At 45.3% G+C, this 1,390-nt stretch carries 3 protein-coding genes; all 3 read left to right on the forward strand.

All coding sequences use genetic code 11. The features are described 5' to 3' along the window. Window positions 1-643 (forward strand): ExeA family protein (locus tag ACYQ3Q_RS28225; protein WP_459931713.1); only part of this gene is annotated, 643 nt, incomplete at its 5' end. After that, the gene (locus ACYQ3Q_RS28230) at window positions 640-915 is read left to right on the forward strand and encodes a hypothetical protein (protein WP_459928143.1); all 276 of its coding nucleotides are present in this window, start codon (window positions 640-642) and stop codon (window positions 913-915) included. The genes ACYQ3Q_RS28225 and ACYQ3Q_RS28230, both read left to right, overlap by 4 nt. A gap of 110 nt (window positions 916-1,025) precedes the next feature. Further along, window positions 1,026-1,211 carry a hypothetical protein gene (locus tag ACYQ3Q_RS28235; protein ID WP_459928144.1) on the forward strand — a complete coding sequence of 62 codons (186 nt, stop codon included), beginning with the start codon at window positions 1,026-1,028 and terminating at the stop codon, window positions 1,209-1,211. Window positions 1,212-1,390 lie beyond the last annotated feature (179 nt).

Here is a 1,390-nt window from a genome sequence, read left to right on the forward strand (position 1 = left end):
AGGAAAAACGACGACGATTCGCCGGTTTGCGAAAACACTTGATCCAGCGAAGTACAGGATTTTATACTTGTCGGATTCAAAGTTAACACCTCGTCACTTTTACAAAGGAATGCTTGAGCAACTTGGATACGAGTCGAAGTTCTATCGTGGCGATGCCAAACGCCAACTGCATCGGGAGATTGAATTGATGCGCGGAATTCATCGATTGCAGGCAGTTGTCGTCGTGGACGAAGCGCATTTGCTGGATAAAGAGATGTTGGAGGAAGTTCGCTTTCTACTTAATATGAAGATGGATGCAGAGAGCCCCATGGCGCTCATTCTTGTCGGTCAGAACGAGCTATGGGATCGTCTACACCTGCAGGCTTACACCGCGATTCGTCAACGTATCGATTTGCAGTGCAAACTGTCGCACTATGATCGGGCCGAGGCAGAGGCCTATATGAAACGGCACTTGGTTTATGCGGGTGCAACCAGCGACATTTTTTCAGACCAAGCGATCGACGATATTTATCGTTACTCCAGCGGTGCCGCCAGACTCATTAACAAGTTATGCACCCATTGCCTCCTCTACGGTTCGCAGAACGGTCACAGGATTATTGATGACCGGATGGTAAAACGTGTGATTGAGGGGGAATTGTCATGAATCGACCCGGCTTGGAAGACTATTTCATTAAAACAGGGTTCTATGATCTCCTGCCGATGGCCTTGAAATTAGCGAGGACCCTGGGATATGACCATTTTGAGATGATTGAAGCGATCTGTAAAGTCCATGATAAGTTTAATCAGTATCCACCCACTAGAAATAGAATAGCTTGGTTTAGACTGGTTTTTGAAGAGAAGCTGAAAGAGTCTAGAGCAGACATTCTGGCCTTTAAGGCAACGACCGATCATCTTCGGGAAAAAGCGAGTACATAAGAACGGATAAAGTTGATCGCTCACTAATAGAACGATGGAAACCGATGTAGATTGGTGTTGCTCTGATGTATAAGTTGTCGTCCCTTGCATCAAAATGAGGAGGGAAAAAGGTGCCTAGACAGTCAATTGAACTACCTGATAAGGTGAAAAAAGGTCTTGATACTATGGCTACGGCTTTTGGGATGACGCAAAATGCGCTTATTAGTCTTGCTGTCGCCACGATGGTTGTAAAATATGAGGCTGAAGGAACAAGGATTTTCTTTGATTTGATCTCGCTACCAACAAAATCTAAATAGTCATTGATTACACATATACCCGATAACTGGCCAAGGCCATAATTGAAGACGCTGGTAACGCTGCGGTGAGACAGACAGACTGACTGACGGATATTCATTTACCTTATTGGTCAGCTTATCTGTCTACCGCCGGACAGCTTACGCCGTCAGGTTTTGGATGTTAAACGGCATCAGTAACA

This window comes from Desulfosporosinus burensis, assembly GCF_054657535.1.